Origin of the sequence: Aeromonas sp. QDB68 (assembly GCF_027707405.1) — a bacterium.
GTDB classification, from domain to species: domain Bacteria; phylum Pseudomonadota; class Gammaproteobacteria; order Enterobacterales; family Aeromonadaceae; genus Aeromonas; species Aeromonas caviae.
In genome coordinates, this window is the sequence record NZ_JAPCIQ010000256.1 from 1 (window position 1) to 524 (window position 524).

The following is a 524-nucleotide window of genomic DNA, read 5'->3' on the forward strand; positions in this document are numbered from 1 at the left end:
GGTCAGCAACTGGAGCTCCATGCGGGCGATACCCTGCTTCAGGTCTATCACCAGCAACAGCTGGTCGCGAGCCATCCACGTAAAACCATCCCGGGGATGAGCACGCTCCCTGAGCACATGCCGGAACGTCACAGCAAGCAGCAACGCTGGACCCCAGGGCGTCTTAAACAGTGGGCTGCTGACATCGGACCGAGCACCTTGTGCTGGGTTAGCGAACGGTTGGAAGAGAAAGCCCATGCCGAGCAGGCATACCGACTCTGCCTGGGGCTGCTGAGTCTTAGCCGGGAGTATCCGCCATCACGGGTTGAAGCCTGTTGCCAGTTGGCCAACCGGGAAGGTCTGGTGCGACTCAAACAGCTCAAGTCGGTGCTGACCAGTGGCCGCGACCAACTGCCCGCAAGCCCGCTGAGCTACCCAGAGTTACCGCAAGAGCACGAGAACATCCGTGGCCCCCAGAGCTTCCACTAAAGAGGATACGTCCCATGACCCAACAAACGCTGACCCGCTTGAGACACCTGAAACTG

1 pseudogene is annotated in these 524 nt (G+C 59.9%); it reads left to right on the plus strand.

Features of this window, described 5'->3' with window-relative positions:
* Positions 1-468, plus strand: a pseudogene (locus PG892_RS22525) (IS21 family transposase); the annotation flags it as partial.
* Positions 469-524: the final 56 nt, after the last annotated feature.